Genomic DNA, 26,870 nt, shown 5'->3' on the forward strand with positions numbered 1-26,870 from the left:
CAATCCCCTCGCGCCACGCGCGTCCCGGCGGCCCCTACTCCTTGACGGCCCCGGACAGCAGGCCGCTGATGAAGCGGCGCTGGAGGAACACGTACAGCACCATCAGGGGCAGGGCGACCAGGACCGCCGCCGCGGCGGTCACCCCGGTGTCGGCCGCGCGGGTGTTCCCGGCGAAGAAGGACAGGGCCAGCGGCGCCGTCTGGACGTCGGGGTTGTCGGGCACCAGGACCAGCGCGAGCAGGAAGTCGTTCCAGGTGTAGAGGAAGACGAGGAGCGCGAGCGTCGACACGGCGGGGGCGGCGGTGGGCAGCAGGACCCGGGTGAGGGTCTGGAACCGGGTCGCGCCGTCGATCGCCGCGGCCTCGGGGAGGGCGCGCGGGAGGCCGGAGAAGAACGTGTGCATCCAGAAGGTGCCGAGCGAGACCGAGAGCCCGATCTGCGGGAGGATCAGCGCCCACGGGGTGTTGACGAGCCCCCAGTCGAGCATTTGCAGGTAGAGCGGGATGATCACGCCCTCGTAGGGCAGGACCAGGCCGATCAGCAGGACCCCGAGGATCAGGCCGGCGAAGGGGACGCGCAGGCGGGCGAGCGCGTATCCGGACAGCACCGACAGGGCCACGGCGACCACGACCACGGTGGTCGCCACGAAGGCGCTGGAGAGCAGCGCGGAGTCGAACCGGCCGGCGTCCCACGCCTGCGCGAAGTTGGCGAGGGTGAGGCTGCGCGGCATGCCCAGTGAGGTCGGCCGGGCCGCCGGGGTGCTCAGGGCGAGGGAGAGGACGGCGAGCGCCGGGTAGAGGGCGACGACGGTGGCGAGCACCAGGATGAGGCGGCTGATCGCCGCTTCGCGGCGGGATCTCATCGGCGCGCCCCCTTGGCGTCGTCCTTGGACCTGAGCAGGAAGAGGACCAGGCCGGTGACCGCGAGGATGAGCGCCGTGAGCAGCACGGAGATGGCGGCGGCCTCGCCGTAGTCGCGGGTGCCGAAGGCCGCCCGGTAGATGAACACGCTCGGGACGGTGGTGGAGGTGCCCGGGCCGCCCGACGTGGTGTTCCACACGATGTCGAAGTTGCGCAGCGCGTAGGTGATGGTCAGGACGAGCGCGAAGGAGATCTCGCGCCGCAGTCCCGGCAGGGTGACCGTGAAGAACTCGCGGACGGCGCCGGCCCCGTCGATGCGGGCCGCCTCGTACAGCTCGGCGGGGATGCGCTGGGCGCCGGCCATGAACAGCACCATGCACAGCCCGTACATCACCCACGTGCCGATGAGGCCGACGCTGGGCAGCGCGGTGGCGAACTCGCCCAGCCACGCGCGGGTCACCCCGTCGAGCCCGGCGAGCCGGAGGACGCCGTTGACGGGGCCGTCGATGTCGTACATCGACCGCCAGGCCACGGCGACCACGACACCGGGCAGGATCTGCGGGACGAACAGCGCGGCGCGGAAGAACGTGAGCCCGTAGATGCGCACGCGCGCCATGAGCGCGGTCAGCAGCAGGCCGATGGCGGTGGGCAGGGCCGCGTAGAACAGCACGAACACCAGGGAGTTGCGCAGCGCGCCGACGATCTCGGGGTCGCCGATGGCGTCGAGGTAGTTGCCGGCGCCCACCCACGTCGCCTGCGTCACGCCGTCCCAGTCCCACAGGCTCAGCCAGACGGCCTGGCCGAGGGGGTAGAGGACGAAGAACGCGAAGACGGTGAGCGCGGGGACGACGTAGAGCAGCCCGGCCCAGTCCCGGGCGCGCGGGAGGGCGCGGCGGGGGCCGCCCGGGCCGGCGGGAGCGCCCGCGGGGGGACGCCGGCCGCGCGGTGGGGGGTCGGCCTCGTCGGCTGCTGGGCCGGACGGAGGTTTCGGCCGGACCCGGATGGCGCACATGAGGAAGGAAGATATTGCACCTTCGGGTTGGCGGTCCATACCTCCGTCCGTGTCCGCAATGAGATGACGCAAATGGATTTGGGGGAACGCAAATCCATTTGGCTTTTGATCACGGATAAAGTAACGGGCATGAACGGAGCGCGACCGACAGCAGTTCCGGGGACGTCCTTCCTGCGCACGGCGGTGCGTGCACACGGGATCCGCGTCTCGTGACGGGCACGGCGCCCCCGGATCGCCCGACCGAAATCATCTGTCCGTTTTGTATACCTATGATGCCTTAGGGGACTTTCAGTACCTCATGTGAGCTTCTTTGTAACGATTTCGATATTTCCGGCAATTAGGGCATCTGAGGTTTGAGGGCTATCGTCGCTCACTGTTATTGAAGTCGGACCCCCGCTATCTCGACTCCGTGCTGTCTCCTTCGCCCCCTGGAGGTTCCAGATGCATGCCCCCGATCCGAGATTCCGGAGTACAACTCCCCTGCTCCGAGCGCGCCGGGTCCCCCTCGCGGCGCTCGGTGCCGTGCTCGCGACGGGGCTCACCGCGACCGCGTGCGGCGCCCCCGGAGGCGCCGAGCAGACCGGCCCCTACCAGCTCTCCGCCGAAGAGACGGTCAACGAGCCCTTCACCGCCGAGCAGGTCGCCGAGCTCGGCGACATCACCCTGAGGGTGTGGGCCGACCAGAACGAGCAGGGCACCCTCGAGGAGCTCATCCCGGCCTACGAGGAGACCTACCCCAACGTCACCGTCGAGCCCACCTACAAGAGCTATGACGACCTGATGAGCACCGTCGTCCCGGCGCTTCAGGCGGGCGGCGGCGACGCGCCCGACCTGGTCCAGGGCAACCAGGGCTACTCGGTCGACGGCGCGCTGGTGCAGGGCGGGCTCATCCGGCCCATGGACGACCTCGCCGAGGCCTACGGCTGGACCGACGGCGTCAGCCCCTCCTTCCTCGCGTCGATGAGCTGGGACGAGACCGGCATGCGGTTCGGCCAGGGCACCCTCTACGGCATCAGCCCCGTGTCCCAGCTCGTGAGCGTCTTCTACAACAAGGACATCCTGAGCGCGGCCGGCGTGGAGCCGCCGGAGACCTTCGAGGATCTGGAGGCCGCCCTCGAGGCGGTGCAGGAGCGTGGCGAGCAGCCGCTGATCCTGGGCAACGCCGAGCAGTACCCGGCCTTCCAGCTCTTCGGCGTGATCCAGGGCGCCTACAGCGAGCCCCTGGGCCTCACCGAGTGGATCAGCGGAACCTCGGGCTCCGACTTCGTCAACGAGGGCAACCTCCAGGCCGCCGACAAGCTCGTCGAATGGGCGGAAGCGGGCTACATCCAGGACGGCTACAACGGCCTGGCCGAGGCCGACGCCGTGACGAGCTTCGCCGAAGGCGACGGCGCATTCCTCATCGGCGGCGACTGGAACGCCGAGGCACTGGTCGCGGCCGAGGCCGACAACGTCGGGTTCCTCCCGCCGCCCACCGGTGAGAGCGGCGGCCACGTGACCCAGGGCGGGTCGGGCCTGCCGTGGCACATCAACGCCGAGACCGAGAGCCTGCCGGCCGCCGCCGCGTTCCTCGCCATGCAGCAGGACGCGGAGTTCGCGCAGACCCTCGCCGACCTGGGCCGGATCCCGGCCACCTCCCCCGATGTCGAGGGAGCGACCCCGCTCGCACAGGAGACCATCGACGCCGCCAACGCGCTGATGGCCGACGACGGGCAGATCGGCTACCTCGACTGGGCGACCGACAGCATGTACGACACCCTCGCCGCCGAGACCCAGGAGCTCCTCGACGGGCGCAAGAGCACCGACGAGTTCCTCAGCAACGTCCAGACGGACTGGAGGCAGTTCCAGGCCGAGCACAACGAGCAGGGCGCGGAGTCCGGATCCGACGGGTAGCCGCCGTGTGACACCACCGGGGAGGGGTGGGCGGCCGGGCCGCCCGCCCCTCCCCTTTGCCGTGCGCGGCGCTCCCCGCGCCCGCCTGCGGCGCCGGTCAGCCCGGCGCGAGCGCGTCGAGGTAGGTCCAGGCCCCCTCGTGCCGCAGGAAGCGGCTGTCCTCCCGCAGTTCGCCCTCCCCGCCCGCGTCGCGGTAGAGCGCGCGGAAGGAGACGGTGCCCTCCGTGTGGAAGGCGGTGCCGTCGCCTGCGCCGATGACCTCCAGCCGCAGCCAGCGCAGCCCGGGGTCGAGGTCGAGGTTCCGGGGTCGGGTCCGCGGATGCCAGGTCCGCAGGAGGTAGGCCGCGTCGCCCACCGCGAAGGCGCTGTAGCGCGAGCGCATCAGCTGCTCGGCTGTGGAGGCCGCCGCCTCACCGCGGTGCAGCCGCCCGCAGCAGTCTCCGTAGGCCGCCGGGGTTCCGCAGGGACACGGCGCGGCCGCGGCACCCGGCCGCGCGGAGCGTTTCGACATCCCTCGATTGTGCCCGCCCCCGCGCCCGGATGCGTCGCCGCCCGCCGCCCTGCCCTCGGAGCGGCCTGTATACAGGCACGGACACCGGCCAGTGCATCGGCCGGAACATCGGTGCGGTAGGGTTCCCCCGCACGGTCGGAACATTCCGGACATGCGGCACGAACAAGCACGGGATCCACCACGTGGCGGAAGGGCGGGGCGTTGGCCGAGGCCAGGAGCAAGACCGAAGGCGTCTACCGGCTGCTCAAGAGCGAGATCGAGACCCTCGCGCTGCGACCCGGTACGAAGCTGAGCGAGGTGGTCGTCGCCGACCGCATCGGGGCCTCGCGCACGCCGGTCCGCGAGGCGATCCGCCGCCTGGCGCGCGAAGGGCTGGTGCGGTTCACGCCGGGCGAGGTCGCGCAGGTGGCGCCGGTATCGCTGCGCGGGGTCCGCACGCTCTTCGAGTTCCGGATGGTCCTCGAACCCGCCGCGATCCGGATGATCACCCTCGACGGCGCCTCCGCTCCGGATCTGGTCGAGCCGTTCCGGGTCCTGCTCGCCGGCTTCGAGCGGATCGAGGCGCGGCTCGCCGACGCCGGGCGCGACGCGCTCGCCGCGGACTTCTCCGCCCTCACCGAGCGGTTCGACCAGGCCCTCATCGCCGCCACGCACAACGATCCGCTCGCCAAGACGATCGCCGACCAGCAGGGGCAGATGGTGCGCCTGCGCAGGATCGCCCGCACCGACCCCGACCATCTCGGCACGTCGCTGCGCGAGCACCTGCGCATGTGCCGGGCGGTCCTCGCCGGCGACCCCGGCGCGGCCGCCGACGAGGTCACCCGCCACCTGGACCGCGCGCTGCACACGATCATCAACGCGCTGACCCGCGAGACCGCGCTGCCCGGGACCGTCGATGTCCACATCTAGCCGGGCGAGCGGCCCCGTACCGGAGCCGCGCCGCGAGGCGGGGCGGCGTCGGCGGTCCGCCGGGCCCTCGGTCGCAGGGGGCCGCGAACGGCACACGCGCCGGGGAGGCGGGCGCCCGGTGGTGCCACCGGTCCCGGCCCCTCCGGGCGACGGGCCGCGGGGCGCGGTCGGCGGCCCGGGAGAAGGCGCCGGCCGGGCGGCCCCGCCGCACCCGGCCGGCGGGGGCCGGCCACCCGCCGCCCAGCCCCGTCGCCGCCGCCTGCGGCCGGGACGCACTCCAGAAGGCAGGACACCGTGACCCGCCACGACGACGCGCGAAGAGCGGCCCGGCATGCGTGACCGGGCCGCGGGGGCGCGATGGCTGGGCTGGCTGCTGGTGAGCGTCGTCTGCACGCAGACCGCGCTCAACACCGCCCGGCCGCTGCTGTCGTACAAGGCGATCGCGCTCGGCGGCGACGCCCTGGCGATCGGGCTCATCACCTCCGCCTACGCGCTCCTCTCGCTGGCGGTGGCCGTCCCGCTGGGACGGCTGACGGACCGGGTGACCCGCATGCACGGGATCGTGCTCGCCGGCACCGGGCTGATCGTGGCCGCGCCGCTGCTCATGGCGGCGGCCCCGTCCCTGTTCCTGGTCGGGGTGTCCGGTACGGTGCTCGGCTTCGGCCACATCGTCGTGATGATCGCCGGGCAGGCGTTCGTCGCCCGCCGGGCATCCGAAGAGCATATGGACCGCGACTTCGGCTGGTTCACCGCCGCGGTCTCACTGGGCCAGCTCATGGGCCCGCTCATCGCCGGGTTCGTCCTGGGCGAGGCGCGCGGAACGGACCTGACCGGGCCCATCACCGAGGCGCTGGTCATCTCCGCGGCCGCCGCGGCGTGCGGCCTCATCGGCGTCGCCGGGCTGGCGCGCGCGAGCCGGCGGGCGCCCGGGAGCGCGCCGCGCACGGCACCGGGCCCGCGGGTCCCGGTCACGACGCTGCTCCGGCGCCCCGGGGCGCCGGCGGGGCTGTTCGTCAGCCTGGCCGTGCTGGCCTCGGTCGACCTGCTCACCGCCTACCTGCCGCTCCTCGCCGACGAGCGGGGGATCGCCCCGTCGGTGGCGGGGGTCCTGCTCGGGGTCCGGGCGGGTTTCTCCCTGCTGTCGCGGCTGCTGCTCTCCCGGCTGCTGGCCCACTGGTCGCGCCGGTCGCTGGTCGTGGCCAGCACCCTCGGCTCGGCCGGGTCCCTGCTGGCGGTGACCCTGCCCGCCGGAGAGGACCCGTGGGTGCTGGCGGGCGCGCTCGCGTCCGGCGGGTTCGTCCTCGGCATCGGCCAACCGCTCACCATGACGATCATGGTCCGCGCCGTGCCCGATGACGCCCGAAGCACCGCGCTCGCGCTGCGACTGTGGGCCAACCGCATCGGCCAGGTGGTCCTTCCGGCCGGAGCGGGCGTGGTCGCGGCCTCGCTGGGAGCGGCCGGAGCGCTGTGGTTCGCCTGCGGCATCCTGGCCGTGGCGGCGAGCAGCGCCCACCTCAGCCGAAGCCCCTGACGGGGCCGCACTCCCCCGGACGGCCGCGCGCACGGGCGGCCGTCGCACCCGCACGCCCTGGCGGCGCCCCGGCAGCCCCGGCCCCACCTGCACCGGTGACCGCGAACGGGCGCGGCACCCGGGGGATCACGGCGCTGCGCGCGGGTGCGGGGCGGGTGCCGCGACTACGGTGGCCCTTGGGGCGGCGGTCGCCTCACGGGGCCGCCGCCGGGACCACAGCGGTCGCGCCGGTGGCCCGGCTCCGGGCGGCCGAAGCGCGCACATGCCCACCCCACCGGATGACCAGGAGCGTCGTTCCATGACCCAGCCTCCGAAGCCGACCGGCGAACCGGTCCGCCAGAACGTCGAGTTCCCCAGCGCGGGCGCCACCGCCCACGGCTACCTCGCGCGGCCGCCCGGCGGCAGCGGCCCGGGGGTGATCCTGATCCAGGAGTGGTGGGGCCTCGACGACCACATCGCCGATGTCGCCGGGCGGCTGGCGGAGGAGGGCTTCGTGGTCCTCGCGCCCGACCTGTACGGCGGGAACGTGGCCCACGACCCCGACGAGGCGGGGCGGATGATGCGGGAGCTGCCGGTGGCGCGCGGTGTCGAGCTGCTGTCCGGGGCGGTGGACCACCTCCTGACGCTCCCCGAGGTCACCTCGCCCACTGTCGGCGCGGTCGGCTTCTGCATGGGCGGCGGGTTCGTGCTGTACCTGGCCGCCGTCGATCCGCGCGTGAGCGCGGCCGTCCCGTTCTACGGCGTCATCCAGGGCGAGTTCCCCGACTTCTCCGGCCTGAGGGCCGAGGTGCTCGGCCACTTCGGCGACGAGGACGCCGCCATCCCCGCCGCCACACGGGAGCGCCTGCGCCAGGCCGTCAAGGACCAGTCCGGCATCGACCCCGACCTGCGCGTCTACCCGGCCGGCCACGCGTTCTTCAATGACCGGCGCCCCTCCTACCACCGCGAGTCCGCCGAGAGCGCGTGGTCGAGCACCCTCGACTTCCTCCGCCTCCGCCTCGACTGAGGCGCGGCCGCCGCCCCGGAAGCCGACGGCCCCCGAGGACATCCGGCCCGGCCTAGCCCTGCTGTCCGCCAGGCTCGCGGCCGAGCGCGCGCAGCACCGCCTGCTCGGCCGCGAAGCGGATGTCCCCGGGGCCGGTGTCGGCGTAGGACTCGACGATCCGGGCCACCGATACGAGGACTGACGGCGCCGCTTCGCCTCGGGCGCGGAGTGCGGCCCATAAGCCGTCCACGGCCTCCCGGGCCGGCTCGGCGTCGAAGGCACCGCCGAAGACGGCGTCGGGCCCATAGGCGTCCAGCCGCCAGGCGAAGGCGCGGTCCGAGACCACCACCCCGTTCTGCCGCGCCGCTTCGACCCGGACGGTCACCTCGGCGAACCGGCCGCGCCCGGCGGTCTGGCGCCTGAGCCGGAAGGTCGTTTCACCGCTCGCGTCCATGGGCGGATTCTGCCCATCAGGCGCAGCGCGGGGCAAGCGGACCGCAGCGCCGCGCCGAGGTCGCCGACTCGGCGCGGATCCCACCCTCCTGTTCCCGTGCGGCGGTATCGCCGTGCCCGCGCGGGTGGGCACGGGGTGTCCGGCGCCGCGGTGAGGCGGCCGCGGGCCCTCGCACCGATATCGAGGCGGAATCGGTGCGACACTCGGCCGTGAACCCGGGCAAACGAATACGCACTTCCAGATTTGTCGCCGACCGGGATTCCAGCGACCATTTCACGTGGTGAAAAAACCGCGAAACAACGAGAAATATCCACCATTGTCCACCGCATCAAGAACTGCAATGGTGGAATGTTTACCTTTGACTATCGCCTCGACCCCCGGCCCATATGTAGCCTCGTGAGAAGCCGGATTCGCGAATCAGCCGACCTTTTCCGACGTTCGGACACCCGGGGACGACCTTTCCCCCGGAAACGCCACGCCCCCACCCTCACCGCCGCAGATGCCGGCGAACGGAGCACGCCCAGAAATCCCGTTCCCCGGTCGTGCAACGTCGCGAACAACCTCTTCCGAAGCAGTTGGTGAAACGTGCCTGAAAATCAGGAAATGCACCTCCCGCCTTCCCGTTCCGAGCTGACCGCGACCCGGCGGGCCGCGCGCGCCAGAGGAGCGCTGCGCGTCTACTTCTTCGTCGTCGGCATGGTGATCGCCGTCTGGGCGTCGCGGATCCCGGAGGTCAAGGACCAGGCGGGGGTGACGGCGGGCGAGCTGAGCATCGCCCTGCTCGGCCTGGCGTCCGGCGCGCTGATGGCGATGCGGGTGGCCGGGCCGCTCCTGGACAGGTACGGCGGACGCGCGGTGGTCCCCCCGGCCGGGGTGGCGGCCAGCGCCCTGCTCGTGGGCCCTGGGCACGTCACCGGGTTCGCCGCGCTGCTGTGCTCCCTCCTTCTCCTGGGCGCCACCCACGCGCTGCTCAACGTATCGATCAACGTGCTGGCAACGCGCCTCCAGCAGGAACTCGGCCGGCCGATCATGGCGTCCTTCCACGCCGCCTGCTCGATCGGCGGCTGCGCCGGGGCCGTCACGGGCATGCTCTGCGCACGGGCCGGGCTCTCCCCCTCCGCCTCGTTCCAGCTGGTGGCGGCGGCGCTGGTCTGCGCCTGCCTGCTGGTCCGGCGGGAACTGCGCGGGATCGGCGCCGCCGCCGGCCCCGGGGCGCCCGCGCGCGCCGCGCCGCCCCCGCCCGGCAGGCGCCGTCCGGTGCCGCCCCCCAAGCGCATTGTGCTGCTGGGCCTGCTCGCGATGTGCTGCACGCTCGCCGAGGGCGCCGCCACCGATTGGAGCGCGCTGTACATGCGGGAGGTGGCCGGGGGGACGGCCACGATCGGCGCCGCGACCTACGCCTCCTACTCCGCCATGATGGCGGCGGGGCGGCTCGTGGGCGACCGGCTGACCGCGCTGATCGGCGCGGTGAACGTGGTCCGCGTCTGCGGCCTGCTCGGGTCGGGCGGACTGTGCCTGGCGCTGGCGGTGCCCGTCCAGGGCGCGGTGATCGTCGGGTTCGGGCTGATGGGGGCCGGGCTGTCCTGCCTCATGCCGCACATGTTCACCGCTGCGGCCGAGCACGACCCGCCTCGGGCCGCGCGCAACGTCTGCACCGTATCGGCGATCTGCTACCTGGGCCCGCTCATCGGTCCCGCGGCGATCGGCGGCATCGCGGGGCAGGCCGGCCTGCCCACCGCCCTGGCGCTGCCCGCGGTCCTGATGTTCGTGGTCGGCGTGAGCGCGCGGATGCTGAGTCCGGTGTCCGCACGCAGGGCGAAGCCGCGTGCCGCCGGCGCCCCGCGGCGGGCCCGGGCGCCGGGGCGGTCGCGCCTGAGCGACCGCTCCCTTCCCCTGCTCCTGTGGCCGCGCCGCACCCCCCGTCCGCTCTCACTCGCCTCGCGCCGGGACGACGGGCGCGACCGGTGGGGGTTCCGGGGGAACCGCGGCGTCCCCGGCCGGGGCTCGGCCGACCGGATGCAGCGGCGCCGCCGCCGTACGGCCCGCCACCTCTGACACCGGGGAGCGGGGCCGCGCTCGGCGCCCCCGCTCTCCGGCCCTCTTCTCAGTGGTCCAGCGGTTCGGCGTCCTCGATGTCGGCGGCGAGCCCGCTCACCATCTCGGCGTAGGCCGCGTAGCCGAAGGGGGTCTCGGCGGGCCAGTCGCCGACCTGCCCGGCCCTGACCGCGGGCAGGTCCCGCCACAGCGGCTGGTCGTCCAGCTCCGCCAGGGTCGTCCGGCCGGGCCGCGCGTCCTGGAGCAGCAGGTCGGCGGGGTACTTGTCGGCCTCCTCCCAGCTCAGCCGCTCGAACTGGTCGGTGTCGGGGGCCTCGGTCTCGGGCAGCGACACTCCGTGGTCGGCGAACATGCCCAGCGCGCCGCCGGCGGCACTGTTCACGACGAAGAAGTTCTCGGGTGCCGCCGAAACCGCCATGACCCGCAGACCGGGCCGGGCCTCGACCGCGGCGTCGAGTTCCGCCAGCGCCGCGTCGAAGTCGTCGCGCGCCTCAGTCACCCGGGGGTCCTCGGGTTCGGCGCCGAGCGCTACGGCGAGGTCGAGGTGGTCGGTGAGCTGCTGCTCGGCGGGAACCCCGTTCATCTGGATACGCGCAAGGGGCGCGACGGCCTCGATCTGGTCCGTCCCGCCTTCCGGGAGGTACCAGTCGACGTCGTCGTAGACCTGGGTGATGACGAGGTCGGGCTCCAAGGCGGCCAGCCGTTCGACGCTCATCTCGCCGTAGGTCTGGCTGATGACCTCGACCCGGTCGAGGTCGACGTCGCCGATCTGCGGGTCGCGCCCGCCCCCCGCGGTCTCGGCGGGGCCGAATACCCCCACGACCTCGAAGCCGTAGTCCCACAGCACCGACGCGATACCCGAGTACGCCACCACCCGCTCCGGGCGCTCGGGCAGCGCGACCTCCGCGCCGGTGCCGTCGGTGAACGTCCAGCCCGCCGCCTCCTCGGCGGAGTCGGGGACGCCGCATCCGGTGAGCGTCAGGGCGAGGGCGCAGGCGCAACCCGCCAGTGCGGCCAGGGGGCGGCGCCGGCCGCGTGTGCTCGATCGCGAAGGGGCGTTCATGGGTTCCGACCTCACCGATATAGGATCATTTAGGCGAGGCTAACCTAAACACATGCTCCGCGGACACGACACGGCCACCCCGACCTCGGCATTCGGCCGACGGCCATTACGGGGGGATCCGGGGTCGCGCGGCACCCGGGAGCACAGTATGGTGAGCCTAGCCTTACACAATGCCGCCCAGGAAGTCGAGTAGGCCATGAGTCCGGACACCTCGCGCCCGAAGTCCCCGCCGCGCCCCCGCGCGGTGTCGGCCACCGTGACCGCAACCACCCCGCTGACCGAACACATGACCCGGGTGACCCTGCACAGCCCGGACTTCGCGTGGATCGACCACCAGGGCCCCGACCAGCTCGTGCGGCTGCTCCTGCCCCCGCGCCCCGGGGCCGACTTCGACCTCCCCGCCACCGAGCGGTGGTGGCCCGAAGTCCAGGCCATGGCCGAGGAGCGCCGGCCGATCGTCCGCAACTACACGATCCGCAGGCTGGACCGCCGGGCGCACGAGCTCGACATCGACTTCGTCCTGCACGGCGACAGCGGACCCGCGTCCGCCTGGGCCGAGCGGGCCCGCCCCGGCGACCGGATCGGACTGCTCAGCGACGGCGCCCGCTACGCGCCCCCGGCCGACACCGACTGGCAGCTCCTCGTCGGCGACGAGACCGCGCTGCCGGCCATCGGCGCCATCCTCGACGGGCTCGACCCCGCCACCCCGGCCGTGGCGGTCCTCGAAGCCTCCGACCCCGACGCCGCGGACATGCTCCGCGAGCGCGACCGCACCACCGTCGTCCGGCTGGAGCGGTCGGCCGGCTCCGGGCTGGCAGCGCTGGCCCACCTGCGCGGCAACGGACTGCCCGAAGGCACCCCCTACGCCTGGGTCGCCGGCGAATCGACGCTGGCCACATCCGTGCGCCGGCACCTGGTCGGCGAGCGGGGATTCGAGAAGGACCGCGTCTACTTCTGCGGCTACTGGCGCGAGGGCACCGTCACCGGCAGCTGAGTGGTGTTACCCGTTCCCCGCTCAGCCTGCGGGGCGCCCTCAAGGCCCCGCCCTCCCTCGTCACACGCTCCTCAGGCGGAGTCGCGGACGATCAGCTCGGTGGGCAGGATCACGCGCTCGCTCTCGCGGTCGGCCGGCGGGGTGAGCAGCAGCCGGACCATCGCGCCGGCCTGCTCGACGATCGGGGCGCGCACCGTGGTCAGCGGCGGGTCGGTGAACCGCGCCGCCTCTATGTCGTCGAAGCCCACCACGGCGACGTCGCCGGGCACGCCGCGGCCGGCCTGGCGCAGCGCCTGGAGCGCGCCGATCGCCATCAGGTCGTTGGCCGCGAACACCGCGTCGACCGAGGGCTCCGCCGCCAGCAGACGCCGCATGGCCGCGGCACCGGACTCCCGGGTGAAGTCGCCGGCCTCGACCAGCGGTCGACGGCCGGCCCCCTCCAGTGCCGTGCGGTAGCCGGCCAGCCGGTCCTGGCCGCCGATCATGTCCTGCGGCCCGGCGATGGTGGCGATCCGCCGGCGTCCGGCGCCGAGCAGGTGCGCCACCGCGCGCTCCGCCCCGCCGGCGTTGTCGTTGTCGGCGTGCGGGATGTCCACCGCGACCGCGGGGCGGCCATAGGACACCATGGGCACCCCCAACCGCAGGATCGCCTCCGGGAGCGGGTCGCTGCTGTGCATGGAGACGAACATGACCCCGTCGACGTGCCCGCCCGCGACGTAGCCCTGCACCCGCGCCTGGGCCTCGGCGGAGCCGGCCATCATCAGCACGACCTGCTTGCCCGCGCGCTCCAGCTCGGCGCCGGCGGTCCGCACCACCAGGGAGAACAGCGGGTCGTCGGAGAAGACCCGCGTGGGCGGTTCGGAGACCACCAGCGCGATCGAGTCGGTCCGCTGGGTGACGAGGCTGCGGGCCGCGGAATTGGGCACATAGCCCAGCTCCTCGACCGCGCGCAGAACGGACTCGCGGATGCGGGGGCCCACGGTGGACTCCCCGTTGACGACCCGCGAGACGGTCGCCCGTGACACCCCGGCCCGCGCCGCGACCGCCTCCAGCGTCGGTCGTCTCATCTCGGCTCAGCCCCCTCCGTTTCGGTGGCGCCGGGAAGAATCCGCGTCACCGGTCTTGCACCCAGAGTGTGCCGCGTGTCATATTCACACCGCAAGAGAGCGCTCTCTCAGGGGGGAGCCGGGGCGGCCGCCCCACGCACGCGCAGGTGGCGCGTGTGCCGGCCGCGCCCGCGCTGGAGGGCCCGGATCCCATCCGACCCACGACCGTGCGAGGTCACCATGCAGACCCCCCGCAACCGCAGACCTGAACCCCGCCGCACGCGTAAACTCGCCGCCGCCATCGGGGCGGCCCTCGCCCCCGTCCTCGCCGCGACGGTGGCCGTACTCCCGGCCGGCGCCGCCGTCCCGCCCCCGCCCTCAGGCTGGAACCTGGTCTGGAGCGACGACTTCGACGGCGCCGCCGGCTCCCTGCCGTCCGACGAGTGGATCATCGATACCGGGACGTCCTACCCCGGCGGACCGCCCAACTGGGGCACCGGCGAGACCCAGACCTACACCGACGACCCCGCCAATCTGAGCCTCGACGGCGACGGCAACCTGCGCATCACCCCGCTGCGCGACGCCTCCGGCCAGTGGACCTCGGCGCGCATCGAGACCCAGCGCGCCGACTTCAAGCCCGCCGAAGGCGAGTCGCTGCGCATCGAAGGCCGGCTCCAGGTGCCCAACGTGACCGGCGACGCCGCCCTCGGCTACTGGCCGGCCTTCTGGGCCCTGGGCTCCCCCTACCGGGGCGACTACTGGAACTGGCCGGCCATCGGCGAGTTCGACGTCATGGAGAACGTCAACGGCATCGACTCGGTGTGGGGCGTCCTGCACTGCGGGGTGAACCCCGGCGGCCCGTGCAACGAGACCAACGGCCTGGGCGCCAGCCGCCCCTGCCCCGGATCCACCTGCCAGTCCGGGTTCCACACCTACGCCTTCGAATGGGACCGCAGCGGCGCCGCCGAGGAGTTCCGCTGGACGGTCGACGGCGAGCGGTACCACAGCGTCAGCGAGACCCAGATGGACGGCACCACCTGGGCGAACATGACCTCGCACGCGGGCTACTTCCTGCTCCTCAACGTCGCCATGGGCGGCGCGTTCCCCGACGGCGTGCAGGGCTCGCCGACCCCCACGGCCGCCACCCGGCCGGGCGTGCCGATGGTCGTCGACTACGTGGCGGTCTACCAGAGCGGCGCCGCCGACGCGTCCGCTCGCGGCTGACCCGCCCGTCCCCCACCAGCGGGCACCCCCTGAACGACGGCGCCGCGCCCTCCCCCGGCATCCCAGCGGGAGAGGGCGCGGCTTCCGGCGTCCGCGAGCCCCGTGGCCGGATCCGGACGGTCAATATCAGATAACCAAATGCCGCTTCCGGACGAGCACGAACAAATCGAACATAGGGTTTTAGACCGGCATCGATCCGCGGAAGTCGGCGCCGGCGAGGCGGCGGGGGGCGACCGGTCCCGGGATCCGGAGGGCCGGGAGCCGAGAAGGGAAGGAGACCCCCATCTCTCGGCTCAGCTCCTACGTCCAGGCACACACCAACCCCCCGGTGTTCTTCTCCTCCCTTGCGGTGATCCTGGCCTTCCTCATCGCCGGGTCGGTGTTCACCGGCGGCCTGAGCGCGGCCGGGGAGGCCGTCCTCGGTTGGACCAACCGGTACCTGGGCTGGTTCTCCATCGTCTCCACGACCTTCATCCTGGGCTTCGCCGCGTGGCTCATGTGCGGCCGGTTCGGCCGCGTGCGCCTGGGGCCCGACACCTCGCGGCCCGAGTTCGGCACCTGGTCGTGGTTCGCCATGCTGTTCACCGCCGGTATGGGGATCGGCCTGGTCTACTACGGGGTGTACGAGCCCGTGTACCTCACCGCGAACCCGGGGTACGGCGGAGTCGGCGCCGATCCCGCGGGGGACCCGCCCCCGCTCTCCGAGCAGGCCGCGGCCGAGGCCATGAACGCCACGTTCTTCCACTGGGGGCTGCACCCCTGGGCGATCTACAGCGTCCTCGGCGCCGCGCTGGGCTACCTGTGCTTCCGCAAGGGCCTGCCGCTGCGGCCGGCGTCGGCGCTGTACCCCCTCATCGGCAACCGCGTCCACGGCTGGGCGGGCAGCCTGGTCGACGTCCTCGCCGTCTTCTGCACCGTCTTCGGCCTGGCGACCTCGCTGGGGATCGGCACCCGGCAGATCAACGCGGGCCTGGCGCTCCTCTACGGCCTGCCCAACGAATGGTGGTCGCAGCTCGCCATCGTCGCCGCCATCACCGCCGTCGCCGTCACCAGCCTGATGCTCGGCCTCAACCGGGGCATCCGCCCGCTGTCGGTGGCCGCGATGGCGCTGGCCGCGGTGCTGCTGACGCTCGTCTTCGCCTCCGGGCCGACGCTGTACGTCCTGACCCGGTTGATCGACTCCACCGGCCACTACCTCCAGCACCTGCCCGAGACCAGCCTGGCGGTCGCCGACCCCGCCACAGACGGGGCCGGGTTCGGCTACCAGTCGCTCTGGACGCTCTTCTACTGGGGCTGGTGGATCAGCTGGTCGCCGTTCGTGGGGATGTTCATGGCGCGCGTCTCCTACGGGCGCACCATCCGCGAGTTCATCGCCGGGGCGATGCTCGCCCCCGCCGGCGTCTCCGTCGCCTGGTTCGGCGTGTTCGGCTGGGCCGGGATCTACTACGACAGCCGCGAAGGGGCCGGGATCTCCGCGGAATCCGCCGACCATGCGGTCTTCGCGCTGCTGGAGTCCCTGCCGATCGGCGGCGGCGTGCTCTACACCCTCGTCGCGCTGCTGGTCCTCGCCGCGGTGGTGCTCTTCTTCGCGACGTCCTCGGACTCCGGGTCGCTGGTGGTCGACATGCTCACCAACGGCAGCGACCCGCACCCGGTCAAGGCGCAGCGGCTGCTGTGGGCGCTCATCCAAGGGCTGGTCGCGGCGGTGCTCATCGTGTCGGGGGTCGCCGGCCCCGCGGGTGTCGCCGACCCGATCCTCACGCTCCAGCTGGTGGCGACGGGGGTCACCGGCCTGCCGTTCGCGGTGGTGCTCGTGCTCGTATGCGTGGGGCTGGCCCGGGCCCTGCGCTCGGAGGACGTGGACCCGCCGGCCCCGCGCGGCCCCGGGGCCGCCGCCGCGGGCGGCCCCGAAGCCCTCGCCGACGATCCGGCCGAGCCGGAGGGTCCGCCCCCGGGCGGTCACCGCCGGCGGGCCCCCGGCGGTTCCGGAGCTCCCTAGAAGACGCGCCCTTCGTCGTAGGGGCCGATCACGGCGAGCGCCTGCGGGCGCGACAGCACCTCGGCGGCGACCGCGGCCACGTCGTCGGCCGTGACCGCGTCGAACAGCGCCAGATCGTCGTCGATCGAGTAGTGCCGCGGGTAGCCCAGCTCGTGCACCGCCAACCGCCCCATGCGGGAGTTGGTGCCCTCGCTGCCCAGCACCCACGACCCCTTGATCTGGCCCTTGGCCCGGACCAGCTCCTCGTCCGTCAGGCCCTGGCCGGCGGCCTTCGCGAGCTCGTCGCGGCACACCCCCAGCACCTCGTCGACCTTGTCCGGCAGGCACCCCGCGTAGACCTGGAAGACCCCGGTGTCGGCGTAGGAGCTGTGGTAGGCGTGCACGGAGTAGGCGAGCCCCCGCTTCTCGCGGACCTCCTGGAACAGCCGCGACGACATGCCGCCGCCCAGCGCCGACCCCAGGACGCGCAGGGCGTACCAGCGCGGGTCGGTGCGGTGCAGGCCCTCGCAGCCCACGATGAGGTGCGCCTGCTCGGTGTCGCGCGAGAGGAGGGTCGACCCCGAGAACATCGGGACGGGATCGCCGCCCAGCCGCGGCGATACCGGGCGGGCGTCGCCGGCGGCGGCGAGCTGGTCGGCGAACGCCTCGCGCACCTGCGCGACGACGTCGTCGTGGTCGAGGTTGCCCGCGGCGGCCACGACCAGCCGGCCGGGGACGTAGGCGTCGCGGTACTGCTCGAAGATGCGGTCCCGGGGCAGCGCGGCGATGCTCTCGTTGGTGCCCAGGATGGGCCGGCCCAGCGGGGTGTCGCCGTAGACGTGGGCGGCGAAGACGTCGTCGACCAGGTCGCTCGGCTCGTCCTCGTACATCGCGATCTCTTCGAGGATGACCCCGCGCTCGGTCTCGACCTCGCCGGGGTCGAGCACCGAGTTCGCCAGCATGTCGCTGATGACGTCGATCGCCAGCGGCAGGTCGCGGTCGAGCACCTTGGCGTAGTAGGAGGTCTGCTCCCGCGTGGTGTAGGCGTTGTGGTCGGCGCCCACCCCGTCGAGCAGGGCCGAGATCTGCATGGCGTCGCGGGTGCGGGTGCCCTTGAAGAGCAGGTGCTCCAGGAAGTGGGCGGACCCCGCGTGCCGGGCGTCCTCGTCGCGGGACCCGGTGGTGGCGGTGATTCCGAAGGCCGCCGACCGCACGCCCGGCATGACCTCGGTGACGACCCGCAGGCCGCCCGGAAGCACCGTGCGCCGCACCAGCCCCGAGCCGTCACCCGCCTCCAGCAGCGTGATGGTGGTACCGGGATCCTGTTCGGCGGCGGTGGGGACGGAACTCATGGTCCTCTTTCTACGCTATCGGACGGGGGCGCGGCCGCCGGGCGGGCCGGTGGCGACGGCGGCGCGGGACGAACACGGACGGCCGCACCCGCAGGTACGGCCGTCCGGTGTTCTTCAGGGGCGGATCAGGTGTTCTCACCCCGGGTGCCGCGGGTGCGCCGACGGCGGCGCTCACCGCCAGCGCCGTTGTCGCCCTCGGCCTCGGCCTCGGCCTGCTCGGCCGGGGCCTCGCCGGCGGCGGGCTCGGCCGCGGCGGCCTCGGACTCGACGACCTCGACCGGGACCAGCGAGAGCTTGCCGCGGTCGTCGATCTCGCGGATCTCGACCTGGATCTTCTCGCCGATGCTGATCACATCGTCGAGGTTCTCGATCCGCTTGCCGCCGTGCAGCTTGCGGATCTGCGAGATGTGCAGCAGGCCGTCCTTGCCCGGCAGCAGGGAGACGAACGCGCCGAACGCGGTGGTCTTGACGACCGTGCCCAGGTAGCGGTCGCCGACCTCCGGCATGGTCGGGTTGGCGATGCTGTTGATGGTGTCGCGCGCGGCCTCGGCGGAGGGGCCGTCGACGGCGCCGATGTAGATCGTGCCGTCGTCCTCGATCGTGATGTCGGCGCCGGTGTCGTCCTGGATCGAGTTGATCATCTTGCCCTTGGGGCCGATGACCTCGCCGATCTTGTCGACGGGGACCTTCACCGTGAGGATGCGCGGTGCGTTCGGGCTCATCTCGGCCGGACGCTCGATCGCCTCGGTCATGACGTCCAGGATCGCCAGGCGGGCGCCGCGCGCCTGCTGGAGCGCCTGGGCCAGCTGCGAGGCCGGGATGCCGTTGAGCTTGGTGTCGAGCTGGAGGGCCGTGATGAGCTCACGGGTGCCGGCGACCTTGAAGTCCATGTCGCCGAACGCGTCCTCGGCGCCGAGGATGTCGGTCAGCGTGACGAACTGGTCGCCCTCGCTGATCAGGCCCATGGCGATGCCGGCCACCATCTCCTTGAGCGGCACGCCCGCCGACATCAGCGACATCGTGGACGCGCAGACCGAGCCCATGGAGGTGGAGCCGTTGGACCCGAGCGCCTCCGACACCTGCCGGATGGCGTAGGGGAACTCCTCGCGCGAGGGCAGCACCGGCAGCAGCGCCCGCTCGGCGAGCGCGCCGTGGCCGATCTCGCGCCGCTTGGGCGAGCCGACGCGGCCGGTCTCACCGGTGGAGTACGGCGGGAAGTTGTAGTTGTGCATGTAGCGCTTGGTCCGCTCGGGGTTGAGCGTGTCGACCATCTGCTCCATGCGCAGCATGTTCAGCGTGGTGACACCCAGGATCTGGGTCTCGCCGCGCTCGAACAGCGCCGAGCCGTGCACCCGGGGGAGCACGCCGACATCGGCGCCGAGCTGCCGGATGTCCTTGGGGCCGCGGCCGTCGATGCGGACCTGGTCGCGCAGCACGCGCTCGCGCATGAGCTGCTTGGTCAGCGACCGGAACGCGGCGCCGATCTCCTTCTCGCGGCCCTCGAAGCCCTCGGCCAGCTTCTCCACGGCCAGCGCCTTGGTGCGGTCGAGCTCGGCCTCGCGGTCCTGCTTGTCGGCGATGGTCAGCGCCTGCGCGAGCTGCTCGCGCACCGCGCCGTCGACCGCCGCGTAGGCGTCGTCCTCGTAGTCGAGGAAGATCGGGAACTCGCCGGTCTCCTTGGCCGCCTGGTCGGCCAGCGCCTGCTGGGCCTTGCAGAGGACCTTGATGAACGGCTTGGCGGCCTCAAGGCCCTCGGCGACGCTCTGCTCGTTGGGGCCGACGGCACCGTCGGCGACCAGCTTGAGCGTGTGCACCGTGGACTCGGCCTCGACCATCATGATCGCGACGTCGCCGTCATCGAGCACGCGGCCGGCGACCACCATGTCGAAGGTGGCGTTCTCCAGCTCGCTGTGGGTCGGGAACGCCACCCACTGGCCGCCGATCAGCGCCACCCGGACGCCGCCGATGGGCCCGGAGAAGGGCAGCCCGGCGAGCTGGGTCGACATCGAGGCGGCGTTGATGGCCACGACGTCGTAGAGGTGGTCGGGGTGCAACGACATGATCGTCTCGACGATCTGGATCTCGTTGCGCAGGCCGCCCTTGAACGACGGGCGCAGCGGCCGGTCGATCAGGCGGCAGGTGAGGATGGCGTCCTCGGAGGGACGGCCCTCACGGCGGAAGAACGAGCCGGGGATGCGGCCCGCGGCGTACATGCGCTCCTCGACGTCGACCGTCAACGGGAAGAAGTCGAGGTTCTCCTTGGGCCGCTTCGAGGCCGTGGTGGCCGAGAGGACCATGGTCTCGCTGTCGAGGTAGGCGACAGCGGAGCCGGCGGCCTGGCGGGCGAGCCGGCCGGTCTCGAAGCGGATGGTACGGGTGCCGAAGCTGCCGTTGTCGATCACGGCTTCAGCGGAATACGCGCCCTCCATGGGCGACCTCCTACTACACGGTTCGGTTTTCGCGAACCCGCGGCCGTGCCCCGGAGGATGGTTCGTCGTCGAGTGTCGTCCCGGGCGGCCGGCGCGCGGCGTAATGCCTGCGGGCGCCGGCGGCCCCTGACGGCCGGCCATCGATCGAAGCCCTCGGCGCGCCCTAATGGGCGGTCCGGGGACCACTACCGAAGACCGGCCTCGACGCGGCAGCCGAGGTGCGAGCGCGGGAGCGCTGGTCGGTGTTCGATTGTGCCGACCCTGGCCGCGGCCGGCGGTAAGGCTGGCCACGGTGCGGGTCGGCTTCCACATTACTAAGAAAGGGAGTGGCCGTGGCCACTCCCTCGCGTCACGTCGCTCAGCGGCGCAATCCGAGGCGCTGGATCAGCTGACGGTAACGGTTGATGTCCTTCTTCTGGATGTACTTCAGAAGACGGCGGCGGCGGCCGACCATCAGCAGCAGCCCGCGGCGGCTGTGGTGGTCGTGCTTGTGGCTCTTGAGGTGCTCGGTCAGCTCGGTGATCCGGTGCGTCAGCAGCGCGACCTGGACATCGGGGGAACCGGTGTCGCCCTCCTTGGTGGAGTACTCGGCGACGATCTTCTCTTTGGTGGCGGTGTCGATGGACACGACGCTCCTTCGGCCTATACGCAGGTGGGTGTCCCGGTCCATCGCACGGCCACGGAAATGGCACGGGCGCGCGGCGACCACGCGTAGGTGCAGTCACCGCCGGGGGTACCGGAGCCGCCCAGGCGTTCACCGCACCCGGGCAGACTTTTCTGTCCCTACACTATCGCAAAATCCGAGGTCACCCGACCGGCGCCGGCGGGCCGGCGGCGCCGCCCATCAGTTCCCCGGCCCGGCGCACGTCGCGCGCCATGGCCGCGATCAGCTCGTCGATGCCGTCGAAGCGCTCCTGGGCGCGGATGCGGTGCACGAAGTCGATGGCCATGTCCGCGCCGTAGAGGTCGAGGTCGTCGCGGCCCAGGGCGTAGGCCTCGACCGTGCGGGGGCTGCCCTCGAAGGTGGGGTTGGTGCCCACCGAGACCGCCGCGGGCCAGTACCGCTCCGCTCCGGGGCGCGGCCTCTCGTGCAGCAGCCACCCGGCATAGACGCCGTCGGCGGGGACCGCGGTGCCGGGCGGGCAGTCGAGGTTGGCGGTCGGGAACCCCAGGAGCTCGCGCCCGCGGGCGGCCCCGTGCACGATCACGCCCCCGACCCGGTGCGGGCGGCCCAGAGCCGCCGACGCGCCGGCCACGTCGCCGGCGGCGACCAGTCCGCGGATGCGCGTGGCGGTGATCGCCCCGCCGTCGTCGCCGACCGGGGGGACGCCTTCGGCGGTGAAGTCGTACTTCTCCCCCAGCGCCGCCAGCTCCTGGACGCCGCCCGCCGCGCGGTGGCCGAACCGGAAGCCCGCCCCGACCACGACGGCCGCCGCGTTCAGCCGCTCCACGAGCACCTGCCGGACGAATTCCGCGGCCGGCAGCCGCGCCAGCTCCTCGGTGAACGGCAGCACGCACACGGTGTCGGCGCCGTCGGCACCCAGCAGCGCCGCCCTGCGGTCGAGCGGGGTGAGGACGGCGGGCCCGGGCCCGCCGCGCACCACGGAGTCGGGGTGGGGGTCGAAGGTCACGGCCACCACCGGCAGGTCCGCCGCACGGGCCCGCGCGACCGCGGTGCGCAGGACCTCCTGGTGGCCGCGGTGCACGCCGTCGAAGACCCCGATGGTCACCACGGAGCGGCCCGGGTTCCGGGGCAGCTCCTCCAGCCCGTACCAGCGACGCACGCGGACAGCTCCCCTCAACGCAGTTCGCCCTGCTTCACGGGCCCGCGGTCAACGCTACTACCGCGACGCCCGGCGACCGAGTACTGGCTGTGGTCACGCTCGCCTCCTCGCTCCGCTCCAACGGCCCCGCGGAAGGGGCCTCCGGCCACGGGCAGCGCCGCCTCCGCACACTCGTCGGCTCGCCGCGACGACTGGCTGTGGTCGCACTCGCCTCCTCGCTCCGCTCCAACGGCCCCGCGGAAGGGGCCTCCGGCCACGGGCAGCGCCGCCTCCGCACACTCGTCGGCTCGCCGCGACGACTGGCTGTGGTCGCACTCGCCTCCTCACTCCGCTCCAACGGCCCCGCGGAAGGGGCCTCCGGCCACGGACGGCGCCGCCTCCGCACACTCGTCGGCTCGCCGCGACGACTGGCTGTGGTCACGCTCGCCTCCTCGCTCCGCTCCAACGGCCCCGCGGAAGGGGCCTCCGGCCACGGGCAGCGCCGCCTCCGCACACTCGTCGGCTCGCCGCGACGACTGGCTGTGGTCGCACTCGCCTCCTCACTCCGCTCCAACGGCCGTGAGGCGGCCGTCATCCGCCCGCGGGGGCGAAGACGACGGTGGGCTTGCTGTAGCCGGGGCGCTCCTCTGCGAGCGCCACCACGGAGCCGTCTGGGTCGAACAGCCCGATCGGCCCGGGGCCGAGCCCGCCCGGGGAGATGCGGTTGCCGTGGGCGACCTTCCGGGCCTCGTCGGCGCTGAGCACCCGCACGGGGAACGCCTCGGCGACGGCCCGGGCCAGCGGCACGGTGGTGAAGTCCTCGGCCAGCCGGTCCAGCGTCCGCGCCTGGGAGACCTCGTAGGGGCCCACGCGGGTACGGCGCAGCGCGGTGAGGTGGCCGCCCACCCCCAGCGCCGCGCCCAGGTCGCGGGCGAGCGCGCGGATGTAGGTGCCGCTGGAGCAGGTGATGCGGGCGTCGACGTCGATGAACGTGCCGCCGGGATCGACGCTGCGCCGGATCTCGCCGACTGCGAACTCGCTGACGGTCACGGTGCGCGCCTTCAGCTCGACCTCGCCGCCGGCGCGCGCGGTCTTGTAGGCCCGCACGCCGTTCACCTTGATGGCGCTGACCTGCGGGGGAATCTGCTGGATGGCGCCGGTGAGCGCGGCCGTCCCCGTCCGCACCGCGTCGTCGCCGACCGCGGCCGCGTCGGCGCGCACCCCGGGCTCGCCTTCGGCGTCGTCGGTGGTGGTGGTCAGCCCCAGGCGGAGGGTGGCCTCGTACACCTTCTCGGTGAGGGCGAGGTGGCCGAGCAGCTTGGTCCCCTTCTCGATGCCCAGGACGAGCACGCCCGTGGCCATCGGGTCGAGGGTTCCCGCGTGCCCCACTCTGCGCGTGCGGGCGAGGCGGCGGACGCGTCCCACGACGTCGTGGGACGTCCAGTCCGCGGGCTTGTCGACGATCACGACGCCGCTATCGGTCATGGGCTGGCTTGTTCCTCGCGCAAGGTGGGGCGGGTGCCTGATGGTGCGGGCCGCCGCGGCGGCCCGCACCATCAGACGTCGGGCACGGTCGGACGGTCACTCGTCGTCTTCGTCGTCCTCGCGCGGCACCTTGTAGGGGTCGGGGTCGCCGGCGTGGCGGGCACCCGTAGCGGCGCGCGCGACCTCGGCGTCGGAGCGGCGGGCCTCGGCCAGCAGCTCTTCGATGTGCTGGGCGTTGCGCTGTACGTCGTCGCTCACGAAGGCGAGGCTGGGCGTGTGGCGCAGCCCGGTCTGGCGGCCGACCTCGGTGCGGATGACGCCCTTGGCGCTCTCCAGCGCCGCGGCCGTTCCTGCCTTCTCCTCGTCGCTACCGAACACGGTGTAGAAAACGGTGGCGTCGCGGAGGTCGTTGGTGAGCCGCGCGTCGGTCACGGTGACGAAGCCCAGACGCGGGTCCTTGATCCGGCGTTCCAGCATCTCGGCCACGATCCGCTGGATCCGGTCGGCCAGTTTGCGCGCGCGTGCGGCGTCGACCATGGGGTATCAATCTTCCTCTGGGCTGAAGAGCCGCTGCCTGGCGGACAGCAGCTCGATCTCGGGCCGGTCGGCGACCAGCCGCTCGCAGGAGTCCATCACCTTCGAGCAGTAGGCGGCCGTGGAGGCCACCACGGCGACACCGATCTCGGTCCGGCGGTGCAGGTCGTGCTGGCCGGTCTCGGCGACCGAGACCGTGAGCTTGCGCTGGATCTCGGCGATGATCGGCCGGACCGCCGCGCGCTTCTGTTTCAGGGAGCGGACGTCACCGAGCAGGATGTCGAGTGTCAGTGCTCCAACGAACACGCGTTCACCCCGTGTGCAATTCGCCGTGTATCGCGATGTGGATGTCAATGTGGGGGCCGCTCAACGGCGCGGCCGGGCCGTAGGGGACATGGATGTGCCCGCGGCGCCCCGGGCCCGGCGTGTGCCGGGCCCGGGGCCCACGGGGTGTCAGCTCGCGTTAGTCACGCGGCTTCTCGCGCATCTCGTACGTCTCGATGACGTCCTCGATGCGCAGGTCGTTGTACCCGACACCGATACCGCACTCGAAGCCGTCGCGGACCTCGGTGGCGTCGTCCTTGAACCGGCGCAGCGACTCCACGGTGAGGTTGTCGGAGATGACGACCCCCTCGCGGATGAGCCGTGCCTTGGCGTTGCGGCGGATGATGCCGTCGCGGACGATCGAACCGGCGATGTTGCCGATCCGCGGCACCTTGAAGACCTCGCGGATCTCGGCGGAACCGAGCTGGACCTCCTCGTAGACCGGCTTGAGGAGCCCCTTCACGGCCGCTTCGACCTCGTCGATGGCCTGGTAGATGACCGAGTAGTAGCGGATGTCCACGCCCATGCGGTCGGCGAGTTCGCTGTTCTTGCCCTCGGGGCGGACGTTGAACCCGATGATGATCGCATCGGCCGAGGAGGCCAGGTTGATGTCGTTCTGCGTGATCGCGCCGACGCCGCGGCCGATGACGCGAATGGCGACCTCGTCGCCGCCGGCGTCGATCTTGAGCAGCGACTCTTCCAGGGCCTCGACGGAACCGGACATGTCGCCCTTGATGAGCAGGAGCAGCTCGTTGCGCTCCCCCTCCTCCAGGGTCTTCTGCCAGTTGTCCAGCGTGACCCGGCGGCTCGACCGCGCCTGCTGGGCGAAGCGCTCGCGCGCCTCGCGCTGCTGGGCGATCTGGCGGGCGACCCGGTCGTCCTTGACGACCAGGAAGTTGTCGCCCGCGCTGGGCACGTTGGTCAGGCCGAGGACCTGGACCGGGCGCGACGGCTCGGCGGTCAGCACCTGGTCGCCGTGCTCGTCGAGCATCGCCCGGACGCGCCCGTAGGCGTCGCCGCAGACGATGGAGTCGCCGACGTTCAGCGTGCCGCGCTGCACCAGGACCGTCGCCGTGGAGCCGCGCCCGCGGTCGAGGTACGCCTCGATCGCCAGGCCCTGCGCCTCCATGGCGGGGTTGGCCCGCAGGTCCAGAGCCGCGTCCGAGGTGAGGACGACCGCCTCCAGCAGGGCGTCGATGTTGATGCCCTGCTTGGCGGAGATGTCCACGAACTGGACGTCGCCGCCGTACTCCTCGGTCACGACGCCGTACTCGGTGAGCTGAGCGCGGACCCGGGCGGGGTCGGCGCCCTCGACGTCGATCTTGTTGACCGCGACGACGATCGGCACGTCGGCCGCCTTGGCGTGGTCGATGGCCTCGGCCGTCTGCGGCTTCACGCCGTCGTCGGCCGCGACCACCAGCACCGCGATGTCGGTGGCCTGGGCACCGCGGGCACGCATGGCGGTGAACGCCTCGTGGCCCGGGGTGTCGATGAAGGTGATCTTGCGTTCCTCACCGTCGACCTCGGTGGCCACCTGGTAGGCGCCGATGTGCTGCGTGATACCGCCGGCCTCGCCGCTGACGACGTTGCTGTTGCGGATGGTGTCGAGCAGGCGCGTCTTACCGTGGTCGACGTGGCCCATGACGGTGACCACCGGCGGACGGGGACGCAGGTCCTCGTCGTTTCCGGCGTTCTCGCCGAACTCGATGGAGAAGGACTCCAGGAGCTCGCGGTCCTCGTCCTCAGGGCTGACGACCTCGATGACGTACTTCAGTTCCTCGCCGAGGAGCTGAAGGGACTCGTCGGGCAGCGACTGCGTGGCCGTGACCATCTCGCCCAGGTGCATCATGACCTGCACCAGGGACGCCGGGTTGACGTCGATCTTGTCGCCGAAGTCCGACAGCGACGCACCGCGGGACAGCCGGATGACCTGGTTGTTGCCGCTGGGGATCTTCACGCCGCCGAAGGACGGCGCACCCAGCTCGTTGAACTCTTGGCGCCGCTGCTTCTTCGACTTGCGCTGGCGTCCGGGGCGGCCGCCGGGGCGCCCGAAGGCACCCGCCGTGCCGCCACCGCGACCGCGGCCGCCGCCACCGGGACGGCCGGCGAAGCCGCCCGGACGCGGGCCGCCACCGCCGCCGCCGAACCCGCCGGGGCGCGGACCGCCGCCGCCACCGGGCCCACCGCGACCGCCGCCGCCACCGGGACGGCCACCGCCGCCCGGTCCGCGGCGGCCGCCGCCGGGGCCACCGCGACCGCCACCGCCAGCGGACGGGGCCGGACGCGAGGACGGCATGTTCATCGGGCTGGGGCGCGGGCCGCCACCGGGACGCGGCGGACCACTGCGGTCACCGCCGCCCGGGCGCGGGCCGGCGCCGGGAGCGCCACCGGGGCGCGGGGCACCGGGACGCGGAGCCTGCGGGCGCGGGGCACCGCCGCCGGGACGCGGCGGACCGCCGCGCTCAGCG

The 26,870-nt window shown here is 72.8% G+C and carries 22 protein-coding genes; 8 read left to right on the forward strand and 14 right to left on the reverse strand.

The annotated features are described in order from the left end of the window. Positions 1 to 34: 34 nt before the first annotated feature. Positions 35 to 862, reverse strand: a complete 828-nt coding sequence (locus ACFO4E_RS24055) for a carbohydrate ABC transporter permease (protein ID WP_378578517.1) — start codon at positions 860 to 862, stop codon at positions 35 to 37. Then, positions 859 to 1,872, reverse strand: coding sequence for a carbohydrate ABC transporter permease (locus ACFO4E_RS24060; protein WP_378578518.1), 1,014 nt, complete (start codon positions 1,870 to 1,872; stop codon positions 859 to 861). Before ACFO4E_RS24060 ends, ACFO4E_RS24055 begins: the two co-directional genes overlap by 4 nt. Before the next feature lie 522 nt (positions 1,873 to 2,394). Between ACFO4E_RS24060 and ACFO4E_RS24065 the strand changes: the two genes are divergently transcribed. Further along, positions 2,395 to 3,765 carry an ABC transporter substrate-binding protein gene (locus ACFO4E_RS24065; RefSeq protein ID WP_378578520.1) on the forward strand — a complete coding sequence of 457 codons (1,371 nt, stop codon included), beginning with the start codon at positions 2,395 to 2,397 and terminating at the stop codon, positions 3,763 to 3,765. A 97-nt stretch (positions 3,766 to 3,862) separates the two neighbouring features. On the opposite strand, the gene ACFO4E_RS24070 is transcribed toward ACFO4E_RS24065, so the two are convergent. After that, positions 3,863 to 4,276: a YchJ family protein gene (locus tag ACFO4E_RS24070; protein ID WP_378578522.1), complete on the reverse strand. Its 414-nt coding sequence runs from the start codon at positions 4,274 to 4,276 to the stop codon at positions 3,863 to 3,865. A 201-nt stretch (positions 4,277 to 4,477) separates the two neighbouring features. Here ACFO4E_RS24070 and ACFO4E_RS24075 point away from each other — a divergent pair, with 201 nt between their 5' ends. The 3 genes from ACFO4E_RS24075 to ACFO4E_RS24085 all read left to right on the forward strand — a co-directional run bounded on the left by ACFO4E_RS24075 (position 4,478) and on the right by ACFO4E_RS24085 (position 7,722). Beyond that, positions 4,478 to 5,185: a GntR family transcriptional regulator gene (locus tag ACFO4E_RS24075; RefSeq protein WP_378578523.1), complete on the forward strand. Its 708-nt coding sequence runs from the start codon at positions 4,478 to 4,480 to the stop codon at positions 5,183 to 5,185. Positions 5,186 to 5,516: 331 nt separating this feature from the next. Beyond that, a complete protein-coding gene (locus ACFO4E_RS24080; protein ID WP_378578525.1) occupies positions 5,517 to 6,716 on the forward strand; it encodes an MFS transporter in 1,200 nt (399 codons plus the stop codon). A gap of 298 nt (positions 6,717 to 7,014) precedes the next feature. Next, the gene (locus ACFO4E_RS24085) at positions 7,015 to 7,722 is read left to right on the forward strand and encodes a dienelactone hydrolase family protein (RefSeq protein WP_378578526.1); all 708 of its coding nucleotides are present in this window, start codon (positions 7,015 to 7,017) and stop codon (positions 7,720 to 7,722) included. Between the two features lie 52 nt (positions 7,723 to 7,774). On the opposite strand, the gene ACFO4E_RS24090 is transcribed toward ACFO4E_RS24085, so the two are convergent. Then, complete coding sequence (locus ACFO4E_RS24090) at positions 7,775 to 8,155, reverse strand: hypothetical protein (RefSeq protein ID WP_378578528.1); 381 nt, start codon at positions 8,153 to 8,155, stop codon at positions 7,775 to 7,777. 603 nt (positions 8,156 to 8,758) lie between these two features. Between ACFO4E_RS24090 and ACFO4E_RS24095 the strand changes: the two genes are divergently transcribed. Beyond that, a complete protein-coding gene (locus tag ACFO4E_RS24095; protein ID WP_378578529.1) occupies positions 8,759 to 10,210 on the forward strand; it encodes an MFS transporter in 1,452 nt (483 codons plus the stop codon). A gap of 49 nt (positions 10,211 to 10,259) precedes the next feature. On the opposite strand, the gene ACFO4E_RS24100 is transcribed toward ACFO4E_RS24095, so the two are convergent. Beyond that, positions 10,260 to 11,273, reverse strand: coding sequence for an ABC transporter substrate-binding protein (locus tag ACFO4E_RS24100; protein ID WP_378578532.1), 1,014 nt, complete (start codon positions 11,271 to 11,273; stop codon positions 10,260 to 10,262). Positions 11,274 to 11,529: 256 nt separating this feature from the next. Here ACFO4E_RS24100 and ACFO4E_RS24105 point away from each other — a divergent pair, with 256 nt between their 5' ends. Beyond that, positions 11,530 to 12,267 (forward strand): siderophore-interacting protein, encoded by a 738-nt coding sequence (locus tag ACFO4E_RS24105; protein WP_378578533.1) that lies wholly within the window; start codon positions 11,530 to 11,532, stop codon positions 12,265 to 12,267. Positions 12,268 to 12,338: 71 nt separating this feature from the next. On the opposite strand, the gene ACFO4E_RS24110 is transcribed toward ACFO4E_RS24105, so the two are convergent. Then, the gene (locus tag ACFO4E_RS24110; RefSeq protein WP_378578535.1) at positions 12,339 to 13,334 is read right to left on the reverse strand and encodes a LacI family DNA-binding transcriptional regulator; all 996 of its coding nucleotides are present in this window, start codon (positions 13,332 to 13,334) and stop codon (positions 12,339 to 12,341) included. Between the two features lie 219 nt (positions 13,335 to 13,553). Between ACFO4E_RS24110 and ACFO4E_RS24115 the strand changes: the two genes are divergently transcribed. Further along, on the forward strand, positions 13,554 to 14,537 hold the full coding sequence (locus ACFO4E_RS24115; protein ID WP_378578536.1) for a glycoside hydrolase family 16 protein: 984 nt from the start codon (positions 13,554 to 13,556) through the stop codon (positions 14,535 to 14,537). 328 nt (positions 14,538 to 14,865) lie between these two features. Continuing rightward, positions 14,866 to 16,536 carry a BCCT family transporter gene (locus tag ACFO4E_RS24120; RefSeq protein ID WP_378578538.1) on the forward strand — a complete coding sequence of 557 codons (1,671 nt, stop codon included), beginning with the start codon at positions 14,866 to 14,868 and terminating at the stop codon, positions 16,534 to 16,536. Here the strand turns inward: ACFO4E_RS24120 and ACFO4E_RS24125 are convergent. From ACFO4E_RS24125 to infB, 8 genes are all read right to left on the reverse strand, one after another. After that, complete coding sequence (locus tag ACFO4E_RS24125; protein ID WP_378578540.1) at positions 16,533 to 17,867, reverse strand: M16 family metallopeptidase; 1,335 nt, start codon at positions 17,865 to 17,867, stop codon at positions 16,533 to 16,535. The genes ACFO4E_RS24120 and ACFO4E_RS24125 overlap by 4 nt on opposite strands. A gap of 125 nt (positions 17,868 to 17,992) precedes the next feature. Continuing rightward, positions 17,993 to 20,296 (reverse strand): polyribonucleotide nucleotidyltransferase, encoded by a 2,304-nt coding sequence (locus ACFO4E_RS24130; protein ID WP_378578542.1) that lies wholly within the window; start codon positions 20,294 to 20,296, stop codon positions 17,993 to 17,995. Positions 20,297 to 20,654: 358 nt separating this feature from the next. After that, on the reverse strand, positions 20,655 to 20,924 hold the full coding sequence (rpsO, locus tag ACFO4E_RS24135) for a 30S ribosomal protein S15 (RefSeq protein ID WP_378537844.1): 270 nt from the start codon (positions 20,922 to 20,924) through the stop codon (positions 20,655 to 20,657). A gap of 178 nt (positions 20,925 to 21,102) precedes the next feature. Beyond that, positions 21,103 to 22,080, reverse strand: a complete 978-nt coding sequence (locus ACFO4E_RS24140; RefSeq protein WP_378578543.1) for a bifunctional riboflavin kinase/FAD synthetase — start codon at positions 22,078 to 22,080, stop codon at positions 21,103 to 21,105. Between the two features lie 570 nt (positions 22,081 to 22,650). After that, complete coding sequence (gene truB / locus ACFO4E_RS24145) at positions 22,651 to 23,544, reverse strand: tRNA pseudouridine(55) synthase TruB (RefSeq protein ID WP_378578546.1); 894 nt, start codon at positions 23,542 to 23,544, stop codon at positions 22,651 to 22,653. 96 nt (positions 23,545 to 23,640) lie between these two features. Further along, positions 23,641 to 24,081, reverse strand: a complete 441-nt coding sequence (rbfA, locus tag ACFO4E_RS24150; protein WP_378578548.1) for a 30S ribosome-binding factor RbfA — start codon at positions 24,079 to 24,081, stop codon at positions 23,641 to 23,643. A 6-nt stretch (positions 24,082 to 24,087) separates the two neighbouring features. Then, positions 24,088 to 24,384, reverse strand: coding sequence for a DUF503 domain-containing protein (locus ACFO4E_RS24155; RefSeq protein WP_378578549.1), 297 nt, complete (start codon positions 24,382 to 24,384; stop codon positions 24,088 to 24,090). 157 nt (positions 24,385 to 24,541) lie between these two features. Continuing rightward, on the reverse strand, positions 24,542 to 26,870 hold a 2,329-nt coding region (infB, locus tag ACFO4E_RS24160; protein WP_378578551.1), incomplete at its 5' end, for a translation initiation factor IF-2.

The sequence above is a fragment of the Nocardiopsis mangrovi genome, assembly GCF_042653925.1.
Taxonomy (GTDB): domain Bacteria; phylum Actinomycetota; class Actinomycetes; order Streptosporangiales; family Streptosporangiaceae; genus Nocardiopsis_B; species Nocardiopsis_B mangrovi.

Excerpts from the sequence above, each read along its gene's own strand:
- ACFO4E_RS24055 (WP_378578517.1), bottom strand. The coding sequence starts at position 862 with ATGAGATCCCGCCGCGAAGCGGCGATCAGCCGCCTCATCCTGGTGCTC.
- ACFO4E_RS24060 (WP_378578518.1), bottom strand. The coding sequence starts at position 1,872 with ATGTGCGCCATCCGGGTCCGGCCGAAACCTCCGTCCGGCCCAGCAGCC.
- ACFO4E_RS24070 (WP_378578522.1), bottom strand. The coding sequence starts at position 4,276 with ATGTCGAAACGCTCCGCGCGGCCGGGTGCCGCGGCCGCGCCGTGTCCC.
- ACFO4E_RS24080 (WP_378578525.1), top strand. The coding sequence starts at position 5,517 with ATGCGTGACCGGGCCGCGGGGGCGCGATGGCTGGGCTGGCTGCTGGTG.
- ACFO4E_RS24085 (WP_378578526.1), top strand. The coding sequence starts at position 7,015 with ATGACCCAGCCTCCGAAGCCGACCGGCGAACCGGTCCGCCAGAACGTC.
- ACFO4E_RS24090 (WP_378578528.1), bottom strand. The coding sequence starts at position 8,155 with ATGGACGCGAGCGGTGAAACGACCTTCCGGCTCAGGCGCCAGACCGCC.
- ACFO4E_RS24095 (WP_378578529.1), top strand. The coding sequence starts at position 8,759 with ATGCACCTCCCGCCTTCCCGTTCCGAGCTGACCGCGACCCGGCGGGCC.
- ACFO4E_RS24100 (WP_378578532.1), bottom strand. The coding sequence starts at position 11,273 with ATGAACGCCCCTTCGCGATCGAGCACACGCGGCCGGCGCCGCCCCCTG.
- ACFO4E_RS24110 (WP_378578535.1), bottom strand. The coding sequence starts at position 13,334 with ATGAGACGACCGACGCTGGAGGCGGTCGCGGCGCGGGCCGGGGTGTCA.
- ACFO4E_RS24115 (WP_378578536.1), top strand. The coding sequence starts at position 13,554 with ATGCAGACCCCCCGCAACCGCAGACCTGAACCCCGCCGCACGCGTAAA.
- ACFO4E_RS24125 (WP_378578540.1), bottom strand. The coding sequence starts at position 17,867 with ATGAGTTCCGTCCCCACCGCCGCCGAACAGGATCCCGGTACCACCATC.
- ACFO4E_RS24130 (WP_378578542.1), bottom strand. The coding sequence starts at position 20,296 with ATGGAGGGCGCGTATTCCGCTGAAGCCGTGATCGACAACGGCAGCTTC.
- truB (WP_378578546.1), bottom strand. The coding sequence starts at position 23,544 with ATGACCGATAGCGGCGTCGTGATCGTCGACAAGCCCGCGGACTGGACG.
- rbfA (WP_378578548.1), bottom strand. The coding sequence starts at position 24,081 with ATGGTCGACGCCGCACGCGCGCGCAAACTGGCCGACCGGATCCAGCGG.